Source organism: Trichocoleus sp. FACHB-46, assembly GCF_014695385.1.
In the GTDB taxonomy this organism is placed as follows: Bacteria; Cyanobacteriota; Cyanobacteriia; order FACHB-46; family FACHB-46; genus Trichocoleus.
The window spans coordinates 1-22,860 of the sequence record NZ_JACJOD010000037.1 but is presented as its reverse complement, the minus strand read 5'-3'; the positions used below and the strand labels follow the sequence as shown (position 1 = coordinate 22,860).

The following is a 22,860-nucleotide window of genomic DNA, read 5'->3' as shown; positions in this document are numbered from 1 at the left end:
TGGTTCAAAACATAAACCCTGAATTGGCGACAGATTTGAGGTTGCCTTTTACATTAAGAACATACAAACAAATTCGAATCTGAATCTGCGAACAAGAACCTGACAACAGCTTGGTTGTTTGCTATTCCATTTTTCATCCATCTCAACAAGAGCTGAGGAGATCGACATGACAACAACGATCGATTCCAATTTTGCTGCCTGCGAAGCGCTGCGCCTGCTTGGTCCCGATCCCGAGAACTGGGTACCCGATCGCCCTGGTATTGATCACAATGTCACGATAATCGGTGGCAGCGGCAGCGGTAGCACCTTTGTATTTGCACTACGGCGTGCTGGAATCGGGCGCGTGACGGAGATCGATGCAGCAGATGACGAAGCTCATGCAGGGGTGTGGTTGACGCGAGCACGGATGAGAACGCTCCGCACGCCAAAGAATCTGCCTGGTCCAGAACTAGGAATCCCAGAATTGTCCTTCCAAGCCTGGTACGAAGCTCGACACGGTGCGGCAGCCTATGCGGAGATCGATCGCATTGAGCGGGTGGATTGGGCTGAGTACCTCAGTTGGTATCGGCATTTTCTCGGTATCCAGGTTCGTTACCAAACGAAGTTGGTGCGGATAGAGCCAGCCACAGGTTTCTTCCGTCTACACTTTGAGGTAAACGGTGTCCCGCAGGTGGAGACTACGCGCAAAATTATCTTCGCCAATGGCGTGGCTGGCACTGGTGGTCCATACATACCTCCAGTATTGGCTGACTTACCCCGCACGCTGTACGCCCATACCGTCGATGCCATTGATTTTGAAGCACTGCGCGGCAAAACTGTGGCAGTGCTAGGTGCGGCGGCTTCAGCTTTCGATGCAGCAGGAGTGGCGCTGGAATCAGGCGCTAAGGCAGTACACCTATTTGTACGGCGATCGGCGATCGCATCTCTGTCATTACTCCGGGTACGAGATTACCCTGGCGCTTACGACAACTATCCCCAACTACCCGATTCAGCCCGCTGGTTACAGGCTTGGCGCTTTCATCAAGCAGGCACCGCACCACCACCAAAGTCGATTGAGCGAGCGATCGCATTCCCAAACTTTCACATCCACCTATCTGCACCTTGGAAATCGGCACGGAAAATGGGTGATGCGGAAGCCGCCGCCAAGGGCGAACGCATTGCCATCCAGGTGAACGATGATGTTTTCGAGTTTGATTTTGCGATCGCTGGCACGGGTTACTTCGTTGACCCAACACAGCGTCCCGAACTAGCCGACTTCGCTCAGCATATTGCCCTCTGGCGCGATCGCTACGAGCCACCAGAAGACTTGCGCGACGACAATCTGGGGATGCACCCTTACCTTGGTAACGCCCACGAATACCAAGAGAAAGTACTTGGCACTGCCCCTTACCTGAAAGACATTCACGTCTTTAATCCGGCTGGTTTAGTTAGCTTCGGTTTGCCAGTGGGTGACATTCACAGCATCCGCCGTGACGTACCTGCAATCGTATCGCGCATCAGTCACGACTTGTTCTTTAAGGACTGGGCGCATCATGAGGCAAGGATCACAGGCGATATTGCCCCCGATTTCGAGAACTCGCTCTATGCGGCTGCGGTGTGGAAACAACCATCGGGGCAGCAATCCGCTAGGTCAACAGCTTTTTCACCAGTAACAAATCGTTCTGACTGAGAAAAGATGTCAGTAGAAAGTGATTGCCATTCCACAATCACTGCTGATCAAACATCACTGTTAAATCAACTCACTTGACAGTGTTATTTCAACAAATTGTTTACTACTTATCGAAGGAGAATATCATGGTTGCTCAAGTAAACTCACCAACAGCAAAGATTTTGGAAGTTGCAGATGATCCACGTCTTTCCAGGGAGGTAAAGGCATTTTTGAAGGAGCTAAATTCAGGAGGTGTGCCTCTAGAGACATTACCTCCATCCGAAGCACGTCAAGTACTCGTGGATGCACAGGCTTCTGTTCCAGTCGATCTTTCCGGCATTGAAGAGTCTGAGAAGACGATTACTGCTGATGGTTACACGATCACACTCAATATCGTGCGACCTGAAGGGGTCGAAGGCATATTGCCTGCTTTCATCTTTATTCATGGCGGCGGTTGGGTATTGGGCGATTACCCAACGCACAAGCACATGGTTCGCAATCTCGTTGTGCTTTCTGGGTTTGCGGGTGTCTTTGTCAACTACACGCGCACGCCAGATGCTCAGTATCCACAAGCAATTAATGAGATCTATGCTGCCACTAAATGGGTCGCTGAGCACGGGGAAGAAATTGGAGTTGATGGTAAAAACCTGGCAGTTGTCGGCAACAGTGTTGGCGGAAATATGACAGCAGTAACTGCTTTGCAGTCGAAAGAAAAAGGAGGACCACACATCAAGTTGCAAATTATGATGTGGCCGATTGTAGACGCTAGTTTTGAAACGGATTCTTATCATCAATTTGGTGACAAACGTTTCTTAACTACACCAGGGATGAAGTGGATGTATGACATGTACATCCCTGACCCAGAAAAGCGCAAGGATATCTATGCCTCTCCCCTACAGGCGACGGTTGAGCAACTGAAAGGCTTGCCTCCAGCGTTAATTCAGGTGGCAGAGAGTGATATTTTGCGTGATGGTGGCGAGGCTTATGGACGCAAGCTCGATGAGGCTGGAGTGACAGTGACAACCGTGCGTTACAACGGCATGATTCATGATTTTGGGCTGCTGACTGGTTTAGCCGAGGTTCCGGCAGTTCGTTCTCTGTTTGTTCAGGCTGCTGCTGAATTGAAGAAACACCTGCAATAAGAGGATACGGAGACACGGGGACACGGAGAAGTTTCATTCAATTTCGCGTCACCGCGTTTCCCATTCCGCGTTCCTCTTCCTCTCTCAAATACCTATCAATAATGATCAATTACACCCCAAGCGCCAAGGACATCATCGGCTCATCTCCGCTGATCGCGATCGAAAACGAAGCACCACCCAAGCTAATTGTCGATCCGCCACTTCCCGAACCGCTGTCCCAGGGACGTGTCTTCATTCAGTATCGAACGGAGAATTTGCGCGTGTTGCTCGTGTTCGGCAAAGGTGCGCTCGATGTATCGCCTCGTATCGGACATATCCACATCACCGTTGATGACGCGCCGTGGCACTTTGTCGATGCCAGTGGTGAAACAATCATTCTAGTTGGTCTGGAACCTGGTTTACACAAGGTGCTGATCGAACTAGCAGATCCTACGCACAAAGTGATTACCAGCGAAACAGTGACGTTCACAGTGCCCGATCTTAAGCGATGAATCAGGTCGGTGAAACGATGCGATCGACACTTCGCAGCGCTGAATGTAAAGCACATGCTCCGCGAACATTATCGCAACCCACATCCGTCAATTTCTCACGTCACGGTTGCAATCTATCCAACGAAATAACTCAGAGGAAATTACAACATGAATATGCCTACCTTCAGAAACGGCATTCGCCTGGTTCTGATTATCATCCTCTTTTTAGGAACTATTACAATCACCTCTCTGGGAGCCATCATGAATACTGCTAGTGCACAAGCCAATAAACCCACGATCGTGTTTGTTCATGGCGCGTTCGCCGAGTCTTCCAGTTGGAATGGTGTATTGGCCAAACTGATTCCGAAAGGTTACCCAACGGTTGCTGTGGCTAATCCCCTACGTGGCGTTAAGAGTGATGCAGACTATGTTGCTAGCGTCCTTAAAGACATCAATGGTCCCATCGTGCTGGTTGCACATTCCTACGGAGGTTCGGTAACGACCAATGCGGTTAATGGTAACAACAATGTGAAAGCACTGGTCTACGTTGCTGGCTTTGCTCCTGACGAAGGCGAGACTGCCGCCGAACTCTCAGGACGTTATCCGGGCAGCACGCTCACGCCGACCCTCGCACCGCCGGTTGTCCTGCCCGATGGTGGCAAAGACCTATACATTCAGCAGAGCAAGTTCCATGCTCAATTTGCTGCGGATCTGCCCGCTAGTGACGCGGAACTGATGGCTAGTACCCAGCGTCCGATTGTGGAAGCCGCGTTTACTGAAGCCTCCGGTGCGCCTGCATGGAAATCTATCCCGTCCTGGTTTATTTATGGCGAACGGGACTTGAACATTCCAGCAGCGGTGCATGCTTTCATGGCGGAGCGAGCCAACTCAAAGGAAACCGTTGTTGTAAGTGGCTCATCTCATGTCGTGATGATTTCTCATTCGGATGCGGTCGCTGAGATCATCGAGCATGCTGCAACTGCGCCATAGCAAGGAAAAACTGATGAACATTAAAAACTGGCGGTGTTTCGCATTAAAAATTGGCGGTGTTTCGCACCGGATGTTGGTGAAACGGTGAGCGGTTGAATCGTAGATACGCAGCAGATTCAACCAGCACAGCAATTGTGTCTGATGTAGCAAATTTTCTCTATGCCGATCGCAATAGATTTCACGATCTGTCTGCTCAGGATATACCGGATGCTGAGGTGCAGATCATGGCAGTCATCTAAAAGCCAATTGCTAGCACAGCTTTTGACCAATCTATGAATGAAACCGCCTGAAAAACCATTCTTTCTTGGTACCTCGTAACTCAAGCCGAGCGGGCTATTAATCCTGACCTCCAGCGATTTATGGCTCGATAGATGGGGGCTAAAACAATTGAAGTCAACTCTAGTCACGTTTCCCTGTTTCTCATCCCAATGAGCTTGCCAAACTGATTGAAACAGCGGCAGCGTGATCTCTGTTCCTGATCTTTGGTACGAATAGCACGCTCAAAACCAATTATTCTTTGCAAGGCTAATGATCATGAAAAAGTTAGAAGGAAAAGTTGCGCTTATCACCGGCGGCACCAGCGGCATCGGGCTCGCTACTGCTAAGGCCTTTATTGCCGAAGGAGCCTATGTCTTTATCACAGGCCGCCGCCAGCGTGAACTAGATGCTGCTGTAGATGCGCTTGGTGAAAATGTTGTGGGGGTGCAGAGCGACGTCTCTAATATGGCAGACCTCGATCGCTTGTTCACTACAATCAAGCAAAAGCAAGGTCGATTGGATGTGGTCTTCGCCAATGCAGGGGGAGGAGAGATCGTCCCGCTCGGCTCAATTACTGAAGAACACTTTGACAAAACGTTCAACACCAACGTCAAAGGTCTGTTATTTACTGTGCAGAAAGCTCTGCCTCTAATGCCAGAGGGAACTTCAATCATTCTGAATGCCTCAACGGCTTCGGTCAAAGGCACGCCAGCCTTCAGCGTGTACAGCGCGACCAAAGCGGCGGTGCGATCGTTTGCCCGCAATTGGACACTCGACCTCAAGGATCGCAAGATTCGGGTGAATGCCCTTAGCCCCGGCGTGGTGCTGACGCCAGGCTACGAGCTGCTTGGGCTGAATGAGCAGCAGATAAAGGAATTTGTGGACAGCCAGGCCGTCAGCATCCCCATCGGGCGAGTTGGCACACCGGATGAGATTGCCAAAGCTGTGGTTTTTCTTGCTTCGGACGATAGCAGCTTTGTCAACGGCATTGAGTTATTTGTTGATGGCGGGATGGCACAGATTTAAAGGCATTTAGTGGCGATCGCAAGGACAATCATGAATATCAACAAGACCGACACCGCAATCGTTGTGATTGATCCACAAAACGATGTTTTGAGTGAAACAGGAGTTTCTTGGGATTTAGTCGGGGATAGCGTCAAAGCAAACAAGACCGTTGAGAACATTGAGCACATCTTTAAAGCCGCAAAGCGGAACGACTTTGAAGTTTTCATCTCTCCCCACTACTACTACCCCACCGACCACGGCTGGAAATTTGCCGGCAATCTGGAGCAGATGATGCTTGAGGTTAAGGAATTTGCTCGCACTGGTTCCCTCAGCCTCGACGGATTTGTGGGTTCTGGTGCCGATTGGCCCGAACGCTATAAGCCCTTTATTGAAGACGGCAAACCCATCGTCGTCAATCCTCATAAAGTCTATGGGCCACAGAACAACGACTTGGTTTTGCAACTACGTAAGCGCAACATGAGCAAGGTTATTTTACTCGGCATGCTCGCCAATCTTTGCGTTGAAGCTCATCTGCGCGAGTTGCTAGAGCAAGGATTTGAAATCCTTGTCGTTAAGGATGCGACGGCTGCTCCGCAGCATCCAGAGCTAGGTGATGGCTATAAGGCCGCGTTGATCAACTTTGGCTATCTTGCTAACGCTGTTTTGTCTACAGACGACGTTGTCAAAGCAATGGCGTAATTAAGGTATCAAGGTATTCCTCCAAGCCATTCACCTAAGGAGTAAGCCTATTACTATGAGCGCAATAAACGGTATCATCAATCAGATCAGCCCGTATCCGGTTACTGAAACCATTGATCGCTTGGTTTCAGTTTTACAGGCAAAAGAGATCACTATCTTTGCCCGCATTGATCAAAGGTTGGAAGCTGAAAAGGTTGGGTTAAACTTGCACCCAACACAGTTATTGCTGTTTGGCAACCCGAAAGCTGGGACGCTATTGATGGTAGCAGAACCTGCGATCGCCCTGGATTTACCCCTGAAAATACTGGCGTGGGAAGCGGCTGACAGCCAAGTTTGGGTAAGTTACAACGATCCCAATTATTTGAAGCAGCGGTTCTCTCTCTCGGATGAATGGGTCAAAAACATTGCAGTTATCGCACCTTTGATTGAACAAATGTTGGCTTAGAACAGCGACCCATGCCATCTCTCAATCATTTAAATCCAAACATCGCGATTACGATCGCTAGTTTCTCGCAGAACGTTTGGTGGATACATCCTTGGTACGAAGCTAACCATGCCGACCCTCAAAAATCAATCGCTCTATAGTCCTAAAGCCCTACGAAGACTCCAACGCCTAGTTCAACTTAGCGATACTCCTCTAGTGCGAACCCTTACCACTGCTTTGATTCACCAGCAGCTATGGATTATGGGAGCTTTATTTAGGGTAACGCTGATCTTTACCGTCCAAAACCCTGCTTCCTGGCTGACAATCAAGCAACTGGAGTTTAGACTAAGCGGAGCAGCAAGCAGATAAGAAAGAGCAGCCAGATCAATAAACTGACTGCTCCTGGCATTCTGAGAAAAGCACTACCAATTCTCAGATGCCGATATGAATGCTGACAAATTGAAGGCATTTCGTCAAACTGCCTACCAGTGTTTAGGACGATCCCATGACGCGATGTTTGAACTGGGGGATGCAGTCTTGAGTAGTCCCAGCGTCACAAGCTTTGCTGAACTCAGTTGTAGCCCTTTGTTTCGACAGCAGTGGTCAAGCTTGTATGAAGCTCTGCAAGATAGCCGTCCCCAACGGCGCAAGCTGATGCGACTGTACATTGAGCAGATGCGTCAAGGTGAGCGTCCTGTGCTAGCAGGTGATCACACCATCTGGGCACGTCCCTATGCAACTACCTTGCAGGAGCGTACTTACGAACATCAAGTTGCGATGCTCGGCAACCGACCCGTAGGAGTGGGGCAAGGCTGGAGTACCCTTGCGTGGATTCCCGAATCTGGCACCAGTTGGGCATTGCCCTTACGACATGAGCGCATCACCAGTTTCGAGAGTTCGATTAGCAAAGCGGCATGGCAACTGCAACAGGTGTGCCAAGTCCTGTCCATTCGCGCGATCTCCTTGTGGGATAGTGAGTATGGTTGTGCACGCTTTGTCTTGGCAACCGCAGACATCACCTGTGATAAGCTGATGCGCTTGCGCTCCAATAGCTGTTTTTGGACAACTCCGCCCACTTATAGCGGCAGAGGCAGACCGAGAGTGCATGGCGATAAGTTCAAGCTCAGTGACCCGCCTACCTGGCATTGCCCCGACCAGCAGAGTGAGGTGGATGACCCTAAGCAGGGACGATTACGCTTGAGATGCTGGCAGGGAATGCACTTTCGGAGACTGTACAGTTTTTTGTGTAAGCGGTCAAAATAACATCCAATGACAGGAGACCGCCCATGAAAGAATCGAATCCTTCTGCCGCCAAAGTCGACCAGTTGTTCGATGAACTGCTGCAAGATTACTCCGGACCCGAAGCCGTTCTTGGAGAACAAGGGTTGCTGAAGCAACTCACCAAGCGTTTGGTGGAAAAGGCGCTACAGGCAGAGTTAAGCCATCATCTTCAACAACACAACCACCCCTTGACTCCCGGAGCAGAGCTACCTAGGGAACGCCGTAATTCTCGCAACGGCTTCTCCAAGAAAACGGTGCAAGCCGAACTCGAAGAACTCGAACTTCAGGTACCTCGGGATCGCTTCAGCCAGTTCGAACCCGTTCTGGTCAAAAAAGGACAACGACGCATCAGTGGGTTGGATGACAAAATCCTCGCTCTCTATGCAAGGGGATTGAGCACCAGGGATATCCAAGCGCAGTTGGAAGAGCTCTATGGGGTGGAAATTTCTGCCACCTTGATTAGCCAGGTCACCGATGCCGTGGCTGAAGAGGTGCGCCAATGGCAAGGCCGACCCTTGGACAAGGTCTATCCGATTGTCTGGTTAGATGCGCTCTGTGTCAAAGTCCGCTCCGAAGGGCGAGTTAGGTCCCAGGCGGTCTACCTGGTCTTGGGGGTCAACCTCGAAGGGCACAAGGAACTGCTGGGGATGTGGATGTCTCCGGCAGAAGGCGCTAAGTTCTGGCTCTCGGTGCTGACGGAATTGAAAAACCGAGGGGTGGAAGATGTCTTTATCGCTTGGGTCGATGGTCTGGTGGGATTTCCAGAAGCCATCAAGACCGTTTATCCTAGTGCTCGGGTCCAGTTGTGCATCGTTCACTTGATGCGTAAATCGCTCAAGTATGTGCCCTGGAAGTTGCAGCGCGAAGCCGTAGCCGAACTCAAACCCATCTACCAGGCAGCCACGGTTGCGGAAGCGGAGGCAGCCCTCGAAACCTTTGCCCAGAAGTGGGACGAGCATTATCCTTCCATCAGTCAACTGTGGTTGCGGCACTGGGAGCACATCATTCCGTTGTTTGACTATCCGGCAGACATCCGACGAGTGATCTACACCACCAATGCCATTGAGTCACTCAATCGTTCTTTGCGTAAGGTGCTCAAGACCAAGGGGCACTTCCCCAGTGATGAGTCTGTCTTCAAATTGCTCTACCTGGCCCTGAGCAATATTGCCAAGCGATGGACGATGCCGATCCCCAACTGGAAGCAAGCGCTCTCACGCTTTGCTATCGAGTTTTCCGATCGTCTATCCCACTGATTCCGAATCTGGCTTACACAAAATTCTTGACACACTCCTGCGAGGAAGTGGCCGGATTTTTGTGTAAATCAAAGCTGGAACCTATGATTTCCTGTCTAATTATTTAGTGTAGGCAAAATAGTATCGATCAGTTGAGACGAGAAAAAAGCTGCACCAATACCACATAGCACGAATCCAGCGAACCGGATCTTAAACGACATTTGGGAGGCATCCTTACGTTGTGATAAAGATTGACTCAGCATCATTACACTGGTCGTAATTCCCATTTGGATAACGGTGAACCCTAGCAAATAAGCAAGGAGGGGAACCATAGAAGCGCCGAAAATCGCTTCGCCATAAGCATACCCGTGACACATGCCAGCTAGCGCTGCCAAAGCCATAATCAGCAATGTGTTAGGGCTGTCTTTCAACACCAGCAAAATGCCGAATAGCAAAACTGAGCCTGAAATCAATAATTCTGCTCCGAGCAAACTAACCCCCATCAGATGCAGCCCAGTGCCGACCATTGCAGATAACACAAACGCGATCGCAATTAAAATGCCCTGCCGTTTGGTGGCGGCTAGTAAGCCAACAGCCACAATAAAGGCAAAATGATCGAACCCAATCACGGGATGCGCCACCCCAGACAAAAAGCCTTCGACGAAGTTAGAGGGTGTTTTGCCACCCATTGGGTGATGTGCCAAGGCAGAGGTGCTGATAAACAGCATCAGCAAAACTGTGGTCAGTTGTAGGACTCGGGTTAGGTTGAACGTTCTCAAGGAGATAGATCGAAGTAACTGTTGAGGCATAGTGCAAATTTTAGAGTGAGCAATAGTGGCGACACAGAGAGTATTCAACAGATCAAACCGACTGGGTTTCCTGAGCCAATAGTTCGGCGGTACGCTGATCCACCTCAGCTGGATCAAGGAGGTTCGATTCCACGGCTAAGCGCTCCAAAGCCAGTAACCAGCGCTGATAGTAATCCCATTCAGGGTCATCCTTACAGTGGGTTGCTTCCCACTCCGCGATCGAGGCAATCAATCCCTGCCGAAAGTCCTCCCACTCATAATGCCCCTTTTTGGATAGCGCGATTGCCATCCCAAAGGCGCGTCCTTCCCAGGGACGTTGAAATAACAACTCACCATTATTACGGGGTGGAGCATCTGCACTACCCAACATACTGGTGGCTGCAAACTGCTCAAATTTCACTTGCATAGTTGCTCCTACTCACTTATGAGAATGATGAATTTAATGAATGGCATGAACACTGGGGCCATTTTTATGTCTCCTCATCTGCTGCTAAGTTTAAGTAGGGACAACAACCTTTGCCGCACCCTGCATCGCTTCTGGTGTCACAATCGCGGCCAATTGCTCCTCTGTCCAGCCTTCCGTTCCCATAGGACGTTCAGGAATGACAAACCAACGAATTTGAGCACTCGTATCCCAAACGGCAACCTGAATAGATTCGGGAATCTCTAGCCCAAACTCTTGCAAGACTTTGCGCGGTTCCCGAATCGCCCTAGCTCGAAAGGTGGGGTCCTTAAACCAGTACGGAGGCAACCCTAAGACGGGCCACGGATAGCAAGAGCACATTGTGCAAACAATCAAGTTATGAACCTCTTGGGTGTTTTCGACTGCCTTCATGTGTTCTCCTTCCGCACCCGTCATACCACGGGGGAAATTCATTTCAGCGATCGCCGCAGGAGTGTCTTCCAACAAACGTTGCTTAAACGTGGGATCAACCCAGGCTTTAGCAACAATCTTGGCACCGTTAAACGGTCCCATATCTTTTTCAAAAAACTCAATCACCTTATCAACGGTTTCGCCAGTGATGATTCCCTTCTCAATCAAAAGGGATTCTAATGCTCGAACACGCGCTGCGCTGTGGGTTTCACGATCGATATTTTCTGTCATACTGTCGTTTCCTCAATCCAAGCAATGCCTACGAAACGATTAAGCAGGGTCATCTAAATACCCTTCAAAAATTTGCACATAAATCCACGTCTTCGGTTCGCTCAGGTTATCCCAAATATCGTGGGAGTCAAACTTTACGTTATAGATGGGCATTGAATTGCCTACTCCATCGCCTGTTGAAAAGTAGTAGTTGTACGCCCCTTCATAGACCTCGTCTATCACACCTTGCTTCATCCGGAGATAACCTGGCAACTTGCAATGTGCGACAGGTGGGGGATTTTTGACTGTCACCACATCCCCTACTTTAAATTTTGGTTGAACTGCTACATCGACTTTTGGGGAGTCCCCTACACGCAAATACTCCATTACCTGCTCATCGATCGCGGGTTCTCCACCCTTGGGTAAGGGAGCTGCTGGGTTCTCCAAATATGCCGTCGTTTTGGCATCTAATTCCTCTGAGGATACGTATCCCGATTCCATAAAGAAACCGGAAATACCGCCCAACCATTTCTCGTAATAGCGATATTTGAAATAATCAAATGGATTTAAACCTTCAGCACCTTTGCGGAGGTGTCCCCAGGTCCAGCAACTCTTGAACTGAGTGGGCACTGTCTTAACGGCTTCTAAATGATCACTCAAGCCCATCATGGCAACGTGAATTCCAAAGATTCGCTCCTCCCAAGACTGGACGAAGACACGCTTTTCAAAACTAGATGGCTCCAGTCCTTCCAAACCACCGATATAGTGCTGTAGTTTCATTCACTCACCTCATTTAACCAAAACAATCATGGATACTCTGAATGGCGCGATCGCTTCAGACGTAGGTGCGTTTTCCCACAGAAGTTTGCTCCTGAGTCATAGCATCACCCCATATTTCTGACAAATAGCCAAACACATTGCCCAATATCATTGCTACTGCAGTAACCAAGGCAGGATTGTCTAACCCTGGCGCGGTAATGGGGTTGCCTGTTGCAGCAGTAGTACCAACCGTAGAAGCAAACCCCCAAACAATTGCTGGCACTGCAGTGAGTAGAGGAATTTTAGAGGCTTGTACCATCGCAGCACTGCCCATCCCAACACAAATTGCAGCAACCAAAGGATTGGCATTTAGTAAGGCAATGCTTAACAGAGTGAGAGAGGCGATCGTAATTCCCGTCAGGTTAGAGGCAATACTTTGCTTCAGCCCTGAAGACTTACCACCTAGGATAAAGAAAGATGCCCAAGCAATAAATGTTACCCATACAGGAACAAGAATCAATGTAGCTGTCAGATAAGTATCAACTGCACCTAAAACTCCAATGCTGATACTATAAGCATCCAACTTTCTCATTAGAGAAGCTCCTTTTAAGGAATGGAAATTTCATATTTAGAGACTTCGCCAATCACTTAAACCAAGCAAGACTGAAACCCTTCTTTCAAAACTGCTTCAGGGAGATCACGACCGATAAAAACCATTTCATTTCGACGATTTTCATTTGGCTTCCAAGGCTTTCCGGGTCTGCCGTCTAAAAGCATATGAACTCCCTGAAGCACAAACCGCCGATCCTCGTCATCGACATTCAAAATGCCCTTCATCCGAAAGATGTTCTGTCCCTGTGCCTGTACGAGCTGATTTAGCCAGGTGGTAAGCTTGTCACTACTAACAGACCCTGTTTCCACAATCGAGATAGATGTCACCGTTTCATCATGTTCGTGGGCGTCTTCGCCTAGAAATTCGGGATCGATCGATAGGGCATTTTTCAGATCAAAAGCTTTCACGCCTAAAATTGCACCAATCTCTAGCTCACAATTCTGAGTCCGATGGATTTTTGCGATCGCGTTAGCAGCTCGAATTCGTTTCTCTAAAACGTCTGCCTGCTCTGAAGAAACGAGATCCATTTTATTGAGAACAATGACATCGGCGAAGGCAATTTGTTCCTGAGCCTCACTGCTATCCCAGTGATTCCAAATATGTTTTACATCGACCACCGTCACAACGGCATCTAGCTCTGTTTTTGAATGCATTGCTTCATCAACAAAGAAAGATTGAATCACAGGTGCTGGATCTGCTAAACCCGTGGTTTCAATGACCAAATGATCAAACTTTTCCTGCCTCTCCAAAAGATTACTAATGATCCGAATTAAATCACCTCTCACTGTGCAGCAGATACAACCATTATTCATTTCCAAAATTTCTTCATCAGCATTCATCACAAGCTGACCATCAATTCCGACATCGCCAAACTCATTAACAATCACAGCAACTTTCTTGCCATGCTCAAATGTTAAAATGCGATTAAGTAGTGTGGTCTTTCCAGATCCCAAATAGCCGGTAATGACAGTAACAGGAATCGCGCGACTGATCATATTATTTTAAGAGTCCAGCTAATAAATAAAGTTAATCAATCTAGTGAAGAGCTGCATCTATTCATTGCATTAACTCACAAGTCAAAATGTATTAATCAAGACAATTCAAGAGCAGGGTAAACCCATCTACAACGAGGCGGAAAAAACTGTATGATGGGGAGGCTCTCTACCCAGCCACGCCTCCTGCCAGCAATTGAGAAATGCTGCAATCCTGATTAAAGCAGTACTTCGGACCTGGAGGGGGACAACTATACCTCAGCTCAACCCTGGAAGAGAGATTGCTGCTGTTCCCGTGCGATCGCTACATAGACGGGAGTGATGAAGCGTATTTTCGAGCGATTGATGTAGATGCACCTGCTGAGGTTGTATTCTGATAGCTACGTCAAGTAAAGGTTGGGTCTTACAGCTATGACTGACTCGACCAGTTAAAGCAGATGTTTTTTGATGTGCGTGAGTCAATCCCCGATCACCCCAGGGCAAACGCATCTTATTGAGCAAAGACTTTAGCCAGATAATCATTATCCCAGACTGCTTTGAGGCGCTTGACCTTCATTCCCCCCTTGGCAGTCTTCTCTTGGCTCAACAGATTAAGCGCGATATGACGGATAACAGCCAGATTCTCCGGTGCATGGTCTTTGCGAACTCGACTGGCATCTTCAGCAAAAGCCACATCAAGTACCCAATGCAAACAATTCTCAATGCCCCAATGAGAGCGAACGGCTTCAGCAAAGCGATGAGCATCAGGAGAGAGACTGGAAATGTAGTAGCGGGTTTCCACTTGAGTTAGCCCCTTGATACGTCGCTCTGATTGCACCACGCCAATACTATTGAACCCTGCCCACGGCTGAGCATTGGTGAGATTACTCACTTGTCCGAGCATCCAATGTCGTCTGACTTCAATGCGACCATGTCCGTCGCTGCCCGTTTGATAGAAAGCATGCTCAATATCCTTGAAGCCATTGTGCTGAGCATACTCGAACAGTTGCACCACATCGCGATACAAATTGCCTTGATTGGCTTTGAGAGCCAAGACATAATCAGCTTGCTTGTCAATAATGGCTTTGGCAATTGTTTTTTGACAGCCCATGGCATCACTCGTGACAATACAGCCTTCGAGTGCCAACACTCTGAGTAATTGGGGAATAGCCGTAATCTCATTGGATTTCTCATCAACCGTGTGTTGGCCTAAAACCAAACGGTTCTGGCAAGCCCAAGCACTGACCATGTGAATTGCCCCTCGATTGCCGCCAGTGTCGTAAGAGTGACGTAAACTCTTGCCGTCTATCGCAATGATTTGTCCGCTACAAAGTTCACTGACTGCTCCAATCCAATTGAGAAAAATGGAATCCCGTTGGGCAAGGCCAAAAACTGCTTCAACCATTCCAGCTTGGCATTGCCATAGTTTTCGATGTCCACCCAACTATCCGCACCACAAAGGACTGCGCAGATCGTGATGCCGATAATGTCTATGAGCAAATGCTCTTTGCTGCGTTCAACTCTAGGGTCCGCTAAGCTGGCAAAATGTTCTAGAAGGCTTGCAGCAGTTGATGGCATGGTCAGTTAGGAGTCTCTGGCTAAAACGCTCTAATCCAGTATCTCACCCACTCTCTTGCTCCAATTTAGATGCGTTTGCCCTGCCGATCACCCCAGCCCAGAACAATGCTAGGTGTAGAAAACCTAGGGCTCGCTCAAAGCGTGATGGGAGTTTTTAAGCTGATTAAGTTTGAACAGGGGTTGGCAAGCTTTGAAATTGATTATGCTTCCTAGCGATCGCAGACCTAAACTCACACAGCCCAATCCACCGCGATTGCCTCCTGAAATATTGCTGACCCTCTACGACCTAATGCTAAACCCAAATATGATTCCGTACTTTCTCAGAGGGCTGGAAACCTAATTTTAAAGCTTTAGTGAAGTCCAAGGGAAAATACTAGGAATCTTTGACTCAATGGGTGAGGATGGCCCCGGACACGCTGCTAGTTTACGAGTAGGAGTAGTTTTCCCAAACTAGGGTGAACGCTCTTGCCATGCAGTGTCTCTCTGCTGTTTATCCGCTTAGAGCCATGATCAAAGCTATTCAGATGCAGCCCTCAATTGCCGTCATCGGGTCAGCTTGTCTTGCCTTAGGAATGGGGCTTCCTGCGGTTGCTTTGAGTCCTAAACCAGTATTCGATCGCGTCGATCGCTTCAGCACTAATCTTCCCACTGCGACAGGCGCAGATGAAGCTGACATTTACTATCCGGTTTCATCACCCAATGCCTCTGTCGATTCGCTGCCTGTGGTTCTACTACTACAGGGCGCGTTAGTGGATAAAGCAGATTACACAAACTTTGCGAGTCAAGTTGCTCAATATGGCTTTGCAGTGATTGTGCCAAACCATATCAGAACTGCGACCGATCCCGTGACGGGACAAGCTTTCACCGGCTTCTTTCCAGAGCAGCAACAGGTCAATGAGGTCCTGGCCTATGCCACTGCCGCCAACACCAATACGGCTTCTCCACTCGCCAACCTCCTGAACCCTAACAAACTCGGGTTGATTGGGCATTCTCTCGGCGGGGCCGTTGGGCTGAGCGCCATTCAGGATATCTGCTTTCCTTTTCTTTGCACGGGTAGGTTCTCCCGACCACCAGAACTGATGGCAGGGGTTTTTTACGGCTCAACCTTTAGAGATCCTCGCTTTGGTGGCATGATTCCCCCCATTGAGAATGACGGAATTCCTGTGGCTTTAATCGCGGGCGATCGCGATGGGGTTGTGGGTAATTTTGCTGCGGTTGAAGAAACTTACGAGCAGATTCAAGATTCACCTAAAGCATTGGTCACCATACAAGGTGCCAATCACTATGGGATTACCAACGAAGACAGCCTGCGTGACCCAGTTCGACCGACGTTAGACCAGGACATTGCGACAGAAACGATCGCTCGTTGGAGTGGACTGTTCTTACGAGCCTCTCTGCTCAATGACTCTGGTGCACTGGATTACATCTATAACCAAGGAGACGGTCTAGATGAAAACGTCAGTGTCACCAGTGAAGTAGCAACTGTTCCAGAGCCTACCTCGTTGGTCGGCATCTTAGCCTTTGGGGTTCTCGGAACTGCGAGGAGGCTGAAGCGTCGTCAATAACACAGTTAAGAGCGACGGGGAATTTCTCAGTATTCCAGTTGAGGTCTGAGGGGAAGCGATCGCCTCTGTTCCAACACAAAGCCCCAGCTTATTTTTACTTTTCTTTATACGCTTGCAAAAGTGCTGCTGCAGCCTCATTCCGGGTACAGTAAAGCCCTCCACTCTGACCCAGCGATTTCCATCTCCAAGGAGTCTCAGCAGGACCGTCTTTGATCACGATGCCTTTACTTTTACCGTCCAGGCAGACTTCCCAACCATCAGGAGCACGTTTGTAGCTCCAAGGCCTCTCACTCTTTTTCTTCTTGACCATCTCCTTTACCCTCGTTAACGCACTGATCTAAAACTGCCTTCACCCTTTTGTACTGTGGTAACTGCTTGCTAATCTTTAGCGCTGAAATTGATTAGCTAAATTTTGCTGCGGATAGCCCTCCCTGAAGTGTCTGATAGTGCAATCTCACTAGGCGGTACCAATCAGGGTCGCCACAATTTTTCCAGAACTCATCACACCTGGTAGACCTGCTCCGGGATGTGTCCCAGCTCCTACACAATAGAGATTCGAGATGTCTTCACTTCGATTATGGGGGCGAAACCAAGCAGATTGAAACAGCGTGGGCTCCACGGAAAAGGCACTGCCCTTATAACTATTTAACTCATGGCGAAAGTAGAGCGGATTAATCACACGCTCCGTGACGATGTGCTGCGATAAGTCTGGTAGATACTGCTGTTCTAAATACTGAACAATTGCATCTCGGTAAGGCTGGGTCCTCTCCTGCCAATCGGTGGGACCGTCCAGGTTGGGCACAGGTGCCAGGGCATACCAAGCATCACAACCGGGTGGGGCCAGAGTGGGATCGGTGGCTGTCGGACGATGCAGATAGAGCGAGAAGTCGGAGGCTAGGTGCTTGCGCTCGAACAAGTCCACTATCCATTCACGGTAACGCGGCCCCATCAATATCTCATGGTGCGCCATTTGGTCATACCGGCGATTGGTCCCGAAGTACAAGACAAATAAGGACATCGAGTAGCGCAGGCTTTCCAGGTGGCGATCGCGATACTTGCAGCGAAACTGAGGCGGCACCAGATCCAGGTAAGTAGACGCAATATCGGCATTCGTGACGATCGCTTCGGCTGGCAGCAACTGTCCACTTTTGAGGGCAACACCTGTGGCCCGCTGCGTTTTGCTATCGATCAAAATCTCGGCTACTTCACAATTGAGCTGTAGCTCTCCACCCAATTCCTGAAACAGGCGTGCCAAAGCTTGGACCAAAGCTCCCGTACCCCCCATGGCAAACCAAACGCCAAAGGCTTGCTCCAGTTTGTGAATCATGGCGTAGACGGAGGTGCTTTGAAACAGATTACCTCCAATCAGTAGTGGGTGGAAGCTAAATACTTGGCGCAATCGCTCATCTTGGATGTATTGATTCACAAACCCTGCGACAGATTTGAAGGACTGCAATTGCAGCATATCCGGGGCAACCTTGAGCATATCGCTGAAGTGGCTAAAGGACTGGGTCATCAGGGGGAACCCTTTCTCAAACACCTGTTCTGATGCCCGGTAGAAGCGATGGTAGCCCTCTACATCACCCGGATTGAACTGGTGAATTTGCTTTATCAGGTAATCTTGATCGCCGTTGTAGTGAAACACGGAGCCATCTTCAAACCGCACATTGTAGAACGGGTCGAGCGGCACCAAGGTGACATAATCCTCCGTTTTGCGATCGCTCAATTCAAACAACTCATGAATCAAATCAGGAGCTGTAATGATGGTGGGACCCGCATCAAACGTGAACCCGTCTTGTTGATACACAGAGGCACGACCTCCCGGCTGATCCCGCTTTTCCACAATCGTCACTTGATGGCCCTGCGCCTGTAGCCGGATGGCAGCCGACAGTCCACCAAAACCACTGCCAATCACAATAATCTGCATGCCGCTTGCTCAGAACCTGCCAATCCTATTAAATCAGGAGATTTGGGCAATTCCTCCTGTTAAATATTTCAACCCAGTGGTCGAAACATGTTGAACTGAATCTGCATCGGCTATAGAAAAAGCAAGGTAAAGATAGGGCTGAGGATCGATCATGTCTTTAGTGGAACTTAAGGCAGTTTTTCAGAGACGACTCGCTATTCTCTAGCAGGGGTGATGGAAGAGGAACAAGTATGTATAAATGTCGTGCCAATTCCATGATCGCATCGTTAATACTGCTGCTCAACGAGCAGTATTAACGATGCGGCTATGCTACCCAAATCCAGTTGAAGTAACAGCACTAGTTTTTTAAGGGGTGAGGCAATGAAACCCACGACTGGTTAGGATCTCATCCATAGAAAGGGGACGGCCACAGTATCCCATTGGTGTTGCCGGAGTCCTATTTTTCCCCAGTCCCCAGTGTGGTCGCACCCAATTATGCACCAATTGCTAAACGTCTAGCACTCGTTGCAACCCCTCGACTCGTTTGGCATACATATTCTGCTGTCTGCGATCAGCACTCGCACGTCTTCTTAAGGCACTATTTTAGGCTTCATTGTGATTGGCATGAACTTCATGCACAGGGCTGAATGCGGTAAAGGGATGCTCCACCTAGACGCACTCTACTCGCTTACGTCCTTGAGAGCTTTTAATCTTCACGGCCACCTCTAAACCTTGCCGCCAGACTTTGCGTCGCTCATAAGCTGGGTGAACTTCCCCCGCTTTGAGATGGGCACTGGCAAGCTGCCATAAAGCTATGCCATAGCGTCGTTCTCCATCGGTAAACCACCGAATAAACTCAGCAGGTTTCGCCCACTGTCAGGCCTTCTGGATTCCTTGCTCAAATAAGGCAGTGTTTTTTTGTCCCGCTTGAGCATTGAGCCAATAGCGGCTTGCACGTTCAATGAAGTGAAGCGTCCAACCTGGCGATCGCCCTCCAGTACCTAAACCAAAGAATGGGGGCAAGTAAGAACAACGGTGAAAAGGTTGCGTCGTTCCCCTACTGTTGCGGTGGGTTTTCTATCCAGAGGGTACATTTTGCGTTGCGGTCTTCGTTGCAACGAAGCAACCGTTGCTTATTATCTGCTCGGTTAATCAACTGCTGACTGATGGTGTACCAGTCCTCGTTACCAAACTCTTGGGCAGCGATCGCCCGTCCTTGCTGAGTCCCTAGCCAGTAAGCTGACCCTGCCACTACCACCAAAGCGATCGCTGTAGCACTACTGGCCCAAACCAACCCCTGCCAGAAAACATCTTGCAGATAGAGATTTCGAGTGCGAACAAGCTCCTGGCTCCAGTCCTGTGAAGCGGTGGCGTTAATCTGATTAATCTCTTGACGGTACGCCTCCACCTTCTTTTTCAGTACTACATCCGCTGACTGAATGGCTTGGTCGAAAGCAATATTAAAGGTAGACCTGAACTCAGGCAGCAGGGCTTTGGTGTCTTCCCCCCACTGCAACCGAATGCTTTCAATTCGAGCCACCGAGTGATTCAAATTGGATTGGATGGTGCCATAGATTGTGGCAGCCTTGCGGAACGATTCATCCGCTGCTGATTTCATTGCGGCTGGAATCTCTCGGAGAATCTGGACGTAGTATTGCAACGCCACTAAGAAGGGGTGCATCGGGTCGTTGGTCGGGATGCCCAACTCTGCCATTAAGCGCAAGATGAACTCGCGATCGCCTTTTTCCAGTTGGTTGAGCAGTTTGTCGAGAACCGTATTCCCCGTGAGAATCGGCTTGTGGTTACCGTTACTGTCAGGAGTGCTGCTAGCCATTATGGATACCCAATTGAGTCAAGAGTTGTCAGATTGAGCTACCTCACTTCCAAGCTCAAAAGCAATGTAGTCGCACCCTGAATCCCGTGTTACTCTGCTGATCTCTAGGCCAACCCTAAAAACTCCGCAGCTTCGAGAAATTCTGCTTCAGCTTCATCTAAAAACACTCTCACTCGATGGCGATCGGCCATCGGCAATCCACTCTCAGGTTGTAAGGCACCACTGAAGGTCAGGTTTTTATCGTCTAGTACGTCGTAAGTGCTGTCGTACAGGTCGGGAAAGTTGAGAATTACCCCACCTGTTTGCAGCACTAGCTCCTTCGTTTTGCTCTGGTCAAAGCGGCTGAACTTTTCCGGTTCTCCAAAAAAGCAGTTCTTTAGCACTACATGGTCCGCGCGATCGCCACAGTACTCCATCAGCGTTCTGAGGGAATTGATACTATCTTTAACCCGACTTAATACACTGACCATCGTCAGTTGATACCCGATTTCGCTCAGGAAGTCAAAAAGCTTAATTTCTCGTTCAAAGCGCTCAAACAGTTCTCCCCCACCCGCAGGAAAATCAATCAGCACAATCTGAGTTGTTGGGGATTCCAGACTGTTGAGGAGTTCATCGGCTCCCCCTCTAACACTCAGATCAATCCGGCTCACGCCTGTATTTGAATCAAAGGCAGACGAGAACGCTTGGTTGTAATGCCGATGCAGTTGTGCGTTACGGCGATCGCAATCAAAGGCCCGAGTCGGGATGTCTCGTCGGATGAGGATGTCACCCAGAGCCCGAGCCACTGTGCTTTTGCCGTTGCCGCCCTTGTCGGAGGTGATGCCGATCATCCGTTTCGGGTTCAGTTGCTGGGCTCGGGATTCAGCAACTTGAGGTTGAAGTTTTGTCGTTTTACTGGCCATTGCTCCACTGTTTATCTCCCTTTAGAGGTCGTCATCAGCACGCATTTCTTGAAAACCATGCTCGTTAGTATTCGTTAATAGCGGTTGCATCTCACGCTCTGGATGAGACCGTGGTTGCTCTTTGAGTGGTAGCCCTGATTTTTGCGATCGCGAGGATGAAGGAACGGGAAGTGAGTTAGTCTTTTTGACCTTAGTAAGCTTGGAATCTAAAGTCGGTATTGTCGGCAGGTCAGCTTGGGGACTGGAAGCTCGGCTCTCTTGTAAGTACCGCTTCAGAGTATTTAAGGTTAGGTCAACGCCTTCTGCCTTAAACAGGTTGGCAATATCTTCTAAGGTGTAGCCCGATTCCTGCGCCGCTTCGATTTTAGGCCTGAGCCGAAACACCAGCTCTTTCACCTGCAAGCCCTTGGGGTTTTGCGCCAGGTGCTCCAGTTTTGAACTCAACTGGTTCGCAGTGCTCTCGGGATAAATCTTCGGCGGCTTGCCCATAATGGCCTCACTGAGTCTTGCCCAAATCGCCATGACTCTGATGGAATGCTCCTACTACTCTTCTAACGAAATCATGTAGAGGCTGGCGACTTCAGAAGGCGGTCTTAGCAAAACTTTGAATTTGGGCAGTAGCTTTTCGCCTGCGAGTCTGCCGAAATCCATCCAGAAGTGTTACTACAGAATTCTGATGGCTTGGTGGCGAGTTGGAGTTTTATGCCTAAGTTTGAGTCGATGGATCAGGCGATCGCGGAACTCAAAGGTGAGATTCGAGAGGCTTTAGGAGGTTCTGAACTACATCAACGCAGAACGATCGCCAAGCGCTTTTACGTCACTGAAGCAGAGGAACAGCGACTAGAAGAACTACGGCAGGGGGTTAATCTCTCAGCGTTTGTGCGAGCGAAAGTGTTCGGATCTGGCATTCCTCGCCCGAGGGCGATCGCCCCTCAAATCAACCGAGCAGCCTACGTTCAGCTCGCTCAACTCAGAGCTAACTGCAACCAAATGGCGAAGGCAATGAATACAGCAGTTCAGCAAAACAGAGATTTACCCCTCACTGCGGCTTACCTAGAACAACTGGAACGGCTTGAGAAACTGCTAGTAGAAAGCGGGCTGCAATTGAGCTCAGGCAAGCATACCAATCAGGAGGAAACAGACGCATGATTGGGAAGACCTTGCAGAATCACAACTTTAGAGAAACCACTCAATACGTACTTGATAAGGAGGCTGCGCGGTTACTCGGTGGTACCGTAATGGGTGCCGATTCAGATACTATTTCGCGAGAATTCCTGATGTCGCGCGACTTAAACCCTGGAATTGAGCGACCTGTCTACCACCTGATTGATGCCTATAGCTATGAGGATGTAGTGACTCAGGATTTGAGTGACGAGTTTTTGAAAGATAGAGCGATCGCTCGGTTTGCGGGATTAATGGTATCAGCAAGGAAACCAGAATTGCTACGACGTGACAACAAAACTGCATATATAGCCCTACGTAGCTGCATTAGGACGCTATTCTAGAGGGAGAGAAGCGTTGGGAACAACTATGCCTGCCCCTTACAGCTATGACCTGCGGCAAAAAGCGATTGAAGTTTTTCAGAGTGGAGAAGGCAAAAGCGACGTCTGTCGCATGTTTAATATCAGTCGCAACACCCTAGACCTGTGGCTGAAGCGGCGAGAGGAAACAGGGGATTATCAAGCCATTA

At 49.2% G+C, this 22,860-nt stretch carries 24 protein-coding genes and 2 pseudogenes; 14 read left to right on the top strand and 12 right to left on the bottom strand.

The genetic code is table 11. The annotated features are described in order from the left end of the window. The first annotated feature begins 166 nt into the window (after nt 1-166). The 10 genes from H6F72_RS23040 to H6F72_RS22995 all read left to right on the top strand — a co-directional run bounded on the left by H6F72_RS23040 (nt 167) and on the right by H6F72_RS22995 (nt 9,170). Nucleotides 167-1,669 (top strand): SidA/IucD/PvdA family monooxygenase, encoded by a 1,503-nt coding sequence (locus H6F72_RS23040; RefSeq protein WP_190441390.1) that lies wholly within the window; start codon nt 167-169, stop codon nt 1,667-1,669. Between the two features lie 125 nt (nt 1,670-1,794). Beyond that, the gene (locus H6F72_RS23035) at nt 1,795-2,790 is read left to right on the top strand and encodes an alpha/beta hydrolase (RefSeq protein ID WP_190441387.1); all 996 of its coding nucleotides are present in this window, start codon (nt 1,795-1,797) and stop codon (nt 2,788-2,790) included. A 101-nt stretch (nt 2,791-2,891) separates the two neighbouring features. Then, nucleotides 2,892-3,281, top strand: a complete 390-nt coding sequence (locus tag H6F72_RS23030) for a DUF6130 family protein (RefSeq protein ID WP_190441386.1) — start codon at nt 2,892-2,894, stop codon at nt 3,279-3,281. Nucleotides 3,282-3,521: 240 nt separating this feature from the next. Next, nucleotides 3,522-4,250 (top strand): alpha/beta hydrolase, encoded by a 729-nt coding sequence (locus H6F72_RS23025; RefSeq protein WP_199296036.1) that lies wholly within the window; start codon nt 3,522-3,524, stop codon nt 4,248-4,250. Nucleotides 4,251-4,784: 534 nt separating this feature from the next. Continuing rightward, the gene (locus H6F72_RS23020; protein WP_190441381.1) at nt 4,785-5,534 is read left to right on the top strand and encodes an SDR family oxidoreductase; all 750 of its coding nucleotides are present in this window, start codon (nt 4,785-4,787) and stop codon (nt 5,532-5,534) included. 30 nt (nt 5,535-5,564) lie between these two features. Further along, a complete protein-coding gene (locus H6F72_RS23015) occupies nt 5,565-6,212 on the top strand; it encodes an isochorismatase family protein (protein ID WP_190441379.1) in 648 nt (215 codons plus the stop codon). Nucleotides 6,213-6,267: 55 nt separating this feature from the next. Further along, nucleotides 6,268-6,657: a DUF302 domain-containing protein gene (locus tag H6F72_RS23010; RefSeq protein WP_190441376.1), complete on the top strand. Its 390-nt coding sequence runs from the start codon at nt 6,268-6,270 to the stop codon at nt 6,655-6,657. Nucleotides 6,658-6,765: 108 nt separating this feature from the next. Continuing rightward, on the top strand, nt 6,766-7,005 hold the full coding sequence (locus tag H6F72_RS23005) for a hypothetical protein (RefSeq protein WP_190441373.1): 240 nt from the start codon (nt 6,766-6,768) through the stop codon (nt 7,003-7,005). 75 nt (nt 7,006-7,080) lie between these two features. Then, entirely contained in the window at nt 7,081-7,899 is an 819-nt protein-coding gene (locus tag H6F72_RS23000; protein ID WP_190441369.1) for a transposase, read from the top strand. Nucleotides 7,900-7,922: 23 nt separating this feature from the next. Continuing rightward, nucleotides 7,923-9,170 carry an IS256 family transposase gene (locus H6F72_RS22995; protein ID WP_190441367.1) on the top strand — a complete coding sequence of 416 codons (1,248 nt, stop codon included), beginning with the start codon at nt 7,923-7,925 and terminating at the stop codon, nt 9,168-9,170. 95 nt (nt 9,171-9,265) lie between these two features. Here H6F72_RS22995 and H6F72_RS22990 read toward each other — a convergent pair whose 3' ends face one another. The 7 genes and pseudogenes from H6F72_RS22990 to H6F72_RS22960 all read right to left on the bottom strand — a co-directional run bounded on the left by H6F72_RS22990 (nt 9,266) and on the right by H6F72_RS22960 (nt 14,963). Then, a complete protein-coding gene (locus tag H6F72_RS22990; RefSeq protein ID WP_190441364.1) occupies nt 9,266-9,958 on the bottom strand; it encodes a HupE/UreJ family protein in 693 nt (230 codons plus the stop codon). Between the two features lie 52 nt (nt 9,959-10,010). Next, the gene (locus tag H6F72_RS22985; RefSeq protein ID WP_190441361.1) at nt 10,011-10,364 is read right to left on the bottom strand and encodes a nitrile hydratase accessory protein; all 354 of its coding nucleotides are present in this window, start codon (nt 10,362-10,364) and stop codon (nt 10,011-10,013) included. Nucleotides 10,365-10,454: 90 nt separating this feature from the next. Continuing rightward, on the bottom strand, nt 10,455-11,063 hold the full coding sequence (gene nthA / locus H6F72_RS22980) for a nitrile hydratase subunit alpha (protein ID WP_190441359.1): 609 nt from the start codon (nt 11,061-11,063) through the stop codon (nt 10,455-10,457). A 39-nt stretch (nt 11,064-11,102) separates the two neighbouring features. Continuing rightward, complete coding sequence (gene nthB, locus H6F72_RS22975) at nt 11,103-11,822, bottom strand: nitrile hydratase subunit beta (protein WP_190441356.1); 720 nt, start codon at nt 11,820-11,822, stop codon at nt 11,103-11,105. A 55-nt stretch (nt 11,823-11,877) separates the two neighbouring features. Next, a complete protein-coding gene (locus H6F72_RS22970; RefSeq protein WP_190441353.1) occupies nt 11,878-12,393 on the bottom strand; it encodes a DUF1097 domain-containing protein in 516 nt (171 codons plus the stop codon). A 56-nt stretch (nt 12,394-12,449) separates the two neighbouring features. Continuing rightward, nucleotides 12,450-13,409, bottom strand: coding sequence for a GTP-binding protein (locus tag H6F72_RS22965; RefSeq protein ID WP_190441350.1), 960 nt, complete (start codon nt 13,407-13,409; stop codon nt 12,450-12,452). Nucleotides 13,410-13,896: 487 nt separating this feature from the next. Beyond that, nucleotides 13,897-14,963 (bottom strand): annotated as a pseudogene (locus tag H6F72_RS22960) (ISAs1 family transposase). 470 nt (nt 14,964-15,433) lie between these two features. On the opposite strand from H6F72_RS22960, the gene H6F72_RS22955 reads away from it, so the two are divergent. Next, nucleotides 15,434-16,528: a PEP-CTERM sorting domain-containing protein gene (locus H6F72_RS22955; protein ID WP_199299253.1), complete on the top strand. Its 1,095-nt coding sequence runs from the start codon at nt 15,434-15,436 to the stop codon at nt 16,526-16,528. A gap of 457 nt (nt 16,529-16,985) precedes the next feature. On the opposite strand, the gene H6F72_RS22950 is transcribed toward H6F72_RS22955, so the two are convergent. The 5 genes and pseudogenes from H6F72_RS22950 to H6F72_RS22930 form a co-directional block, all read right to left on the bottom strand. Further along, nucleotides 16,986-18,455 carry a phytoene desaturase gene (locus tag H6F72_RS22950; RefSeq protein WP_190441345.1) on the bottom strand — a complete coding sequence of 490 codons (1,470 nt, stop codon included), beginning with the start codon at nt 18,453-18,455 and terminating at the stop codon, nt 16,986-16,988. 345 nt (nt 18,456-18,800) lie between these two features. After that, nucleotides 18,801-19,424, bottom strand: a pseudogene (locus H6F72_RS30385) (IS1 family transposase); the annotation flags it as partial. 67 nt (nt 19,425-19,491) lie between these two features. Continuing rightward, nucleotides 19,492-20,268 (bottom strand): hypothetical protein, encoded by a 777-nt coding sequence (locus H6F72_RS22940; RefSeq protein WP_190441341.1) that lies wholly within the window; start codon nt 20,266-20,268, stop codon nt 19,492-19,494. A 104-nt stretch (nt 20,269-20,372) separates the two neighbouring features. Next, on the bottom strand, nt 20,373-21,170 hold the full coding sequence (locus tag H6F72_RS22935; RefSeq protein ID WP_190441338.1) for a chromosome partitioning protein ParA: 798 nt from the start codon (nt 21,168-21,170) through the stop codon (nt 20,373-20,375). Nucleotides 21,171-21,191: 21 nt separating this feature from the next. Further along, nucleotides 21,192-21,692 (bottom strand): hypothetical protein, encoded by a 501-nt coding sequence (locus tag H6F72_RS22930; RefSeq protein ID WP_190441335.1) that lies wholly within the window; start codon nt 21,690-21,692, stop codon nt 21,192-21,194. 180 nt (nt 21,693-21,872) lie between these two features. Here H6F72_RS22930 and H6F72_RS22925 point away from each other — a divergent pair, with 180 nt between their 5' ends. From H6F72_RS22925 to H6F72_RS22915, 3 genes are all read left to right on the top strand, one after another. Further along, complete coding sequence (locus tag H6F72_RS22925; protein ID WP_190441332.1) at nt 21,873-22,319, top strand: hypothetical protein; 447 nt, start codon at nt 21,873-21,875, stop codon at nt 22,317-22,319. Beyond that, a complete protein-coding gene (locus tag H6F72_RS22920) occupies nt 22,316-22,675 on the top strand; it encodes a hypothetical protein (protein WP_190441329.1) in 360 nt (119 codons plus the stop codon). The genes H6F72_RS22925 and H6F72_RS22920 overlap by 4 nt, the downstream gene beginning before the upstream one ends. A 25-nt stretch (nt 22,676-22,700) precedes the next feature. Continuing rightward, the coding region (locus H6F72_RS22915; protein WP_190441327.1) for a helix-turn-helix domain-containing protein at nt 22,701-22,860 on the top strand (160 nt) is incomplete at its 3' end.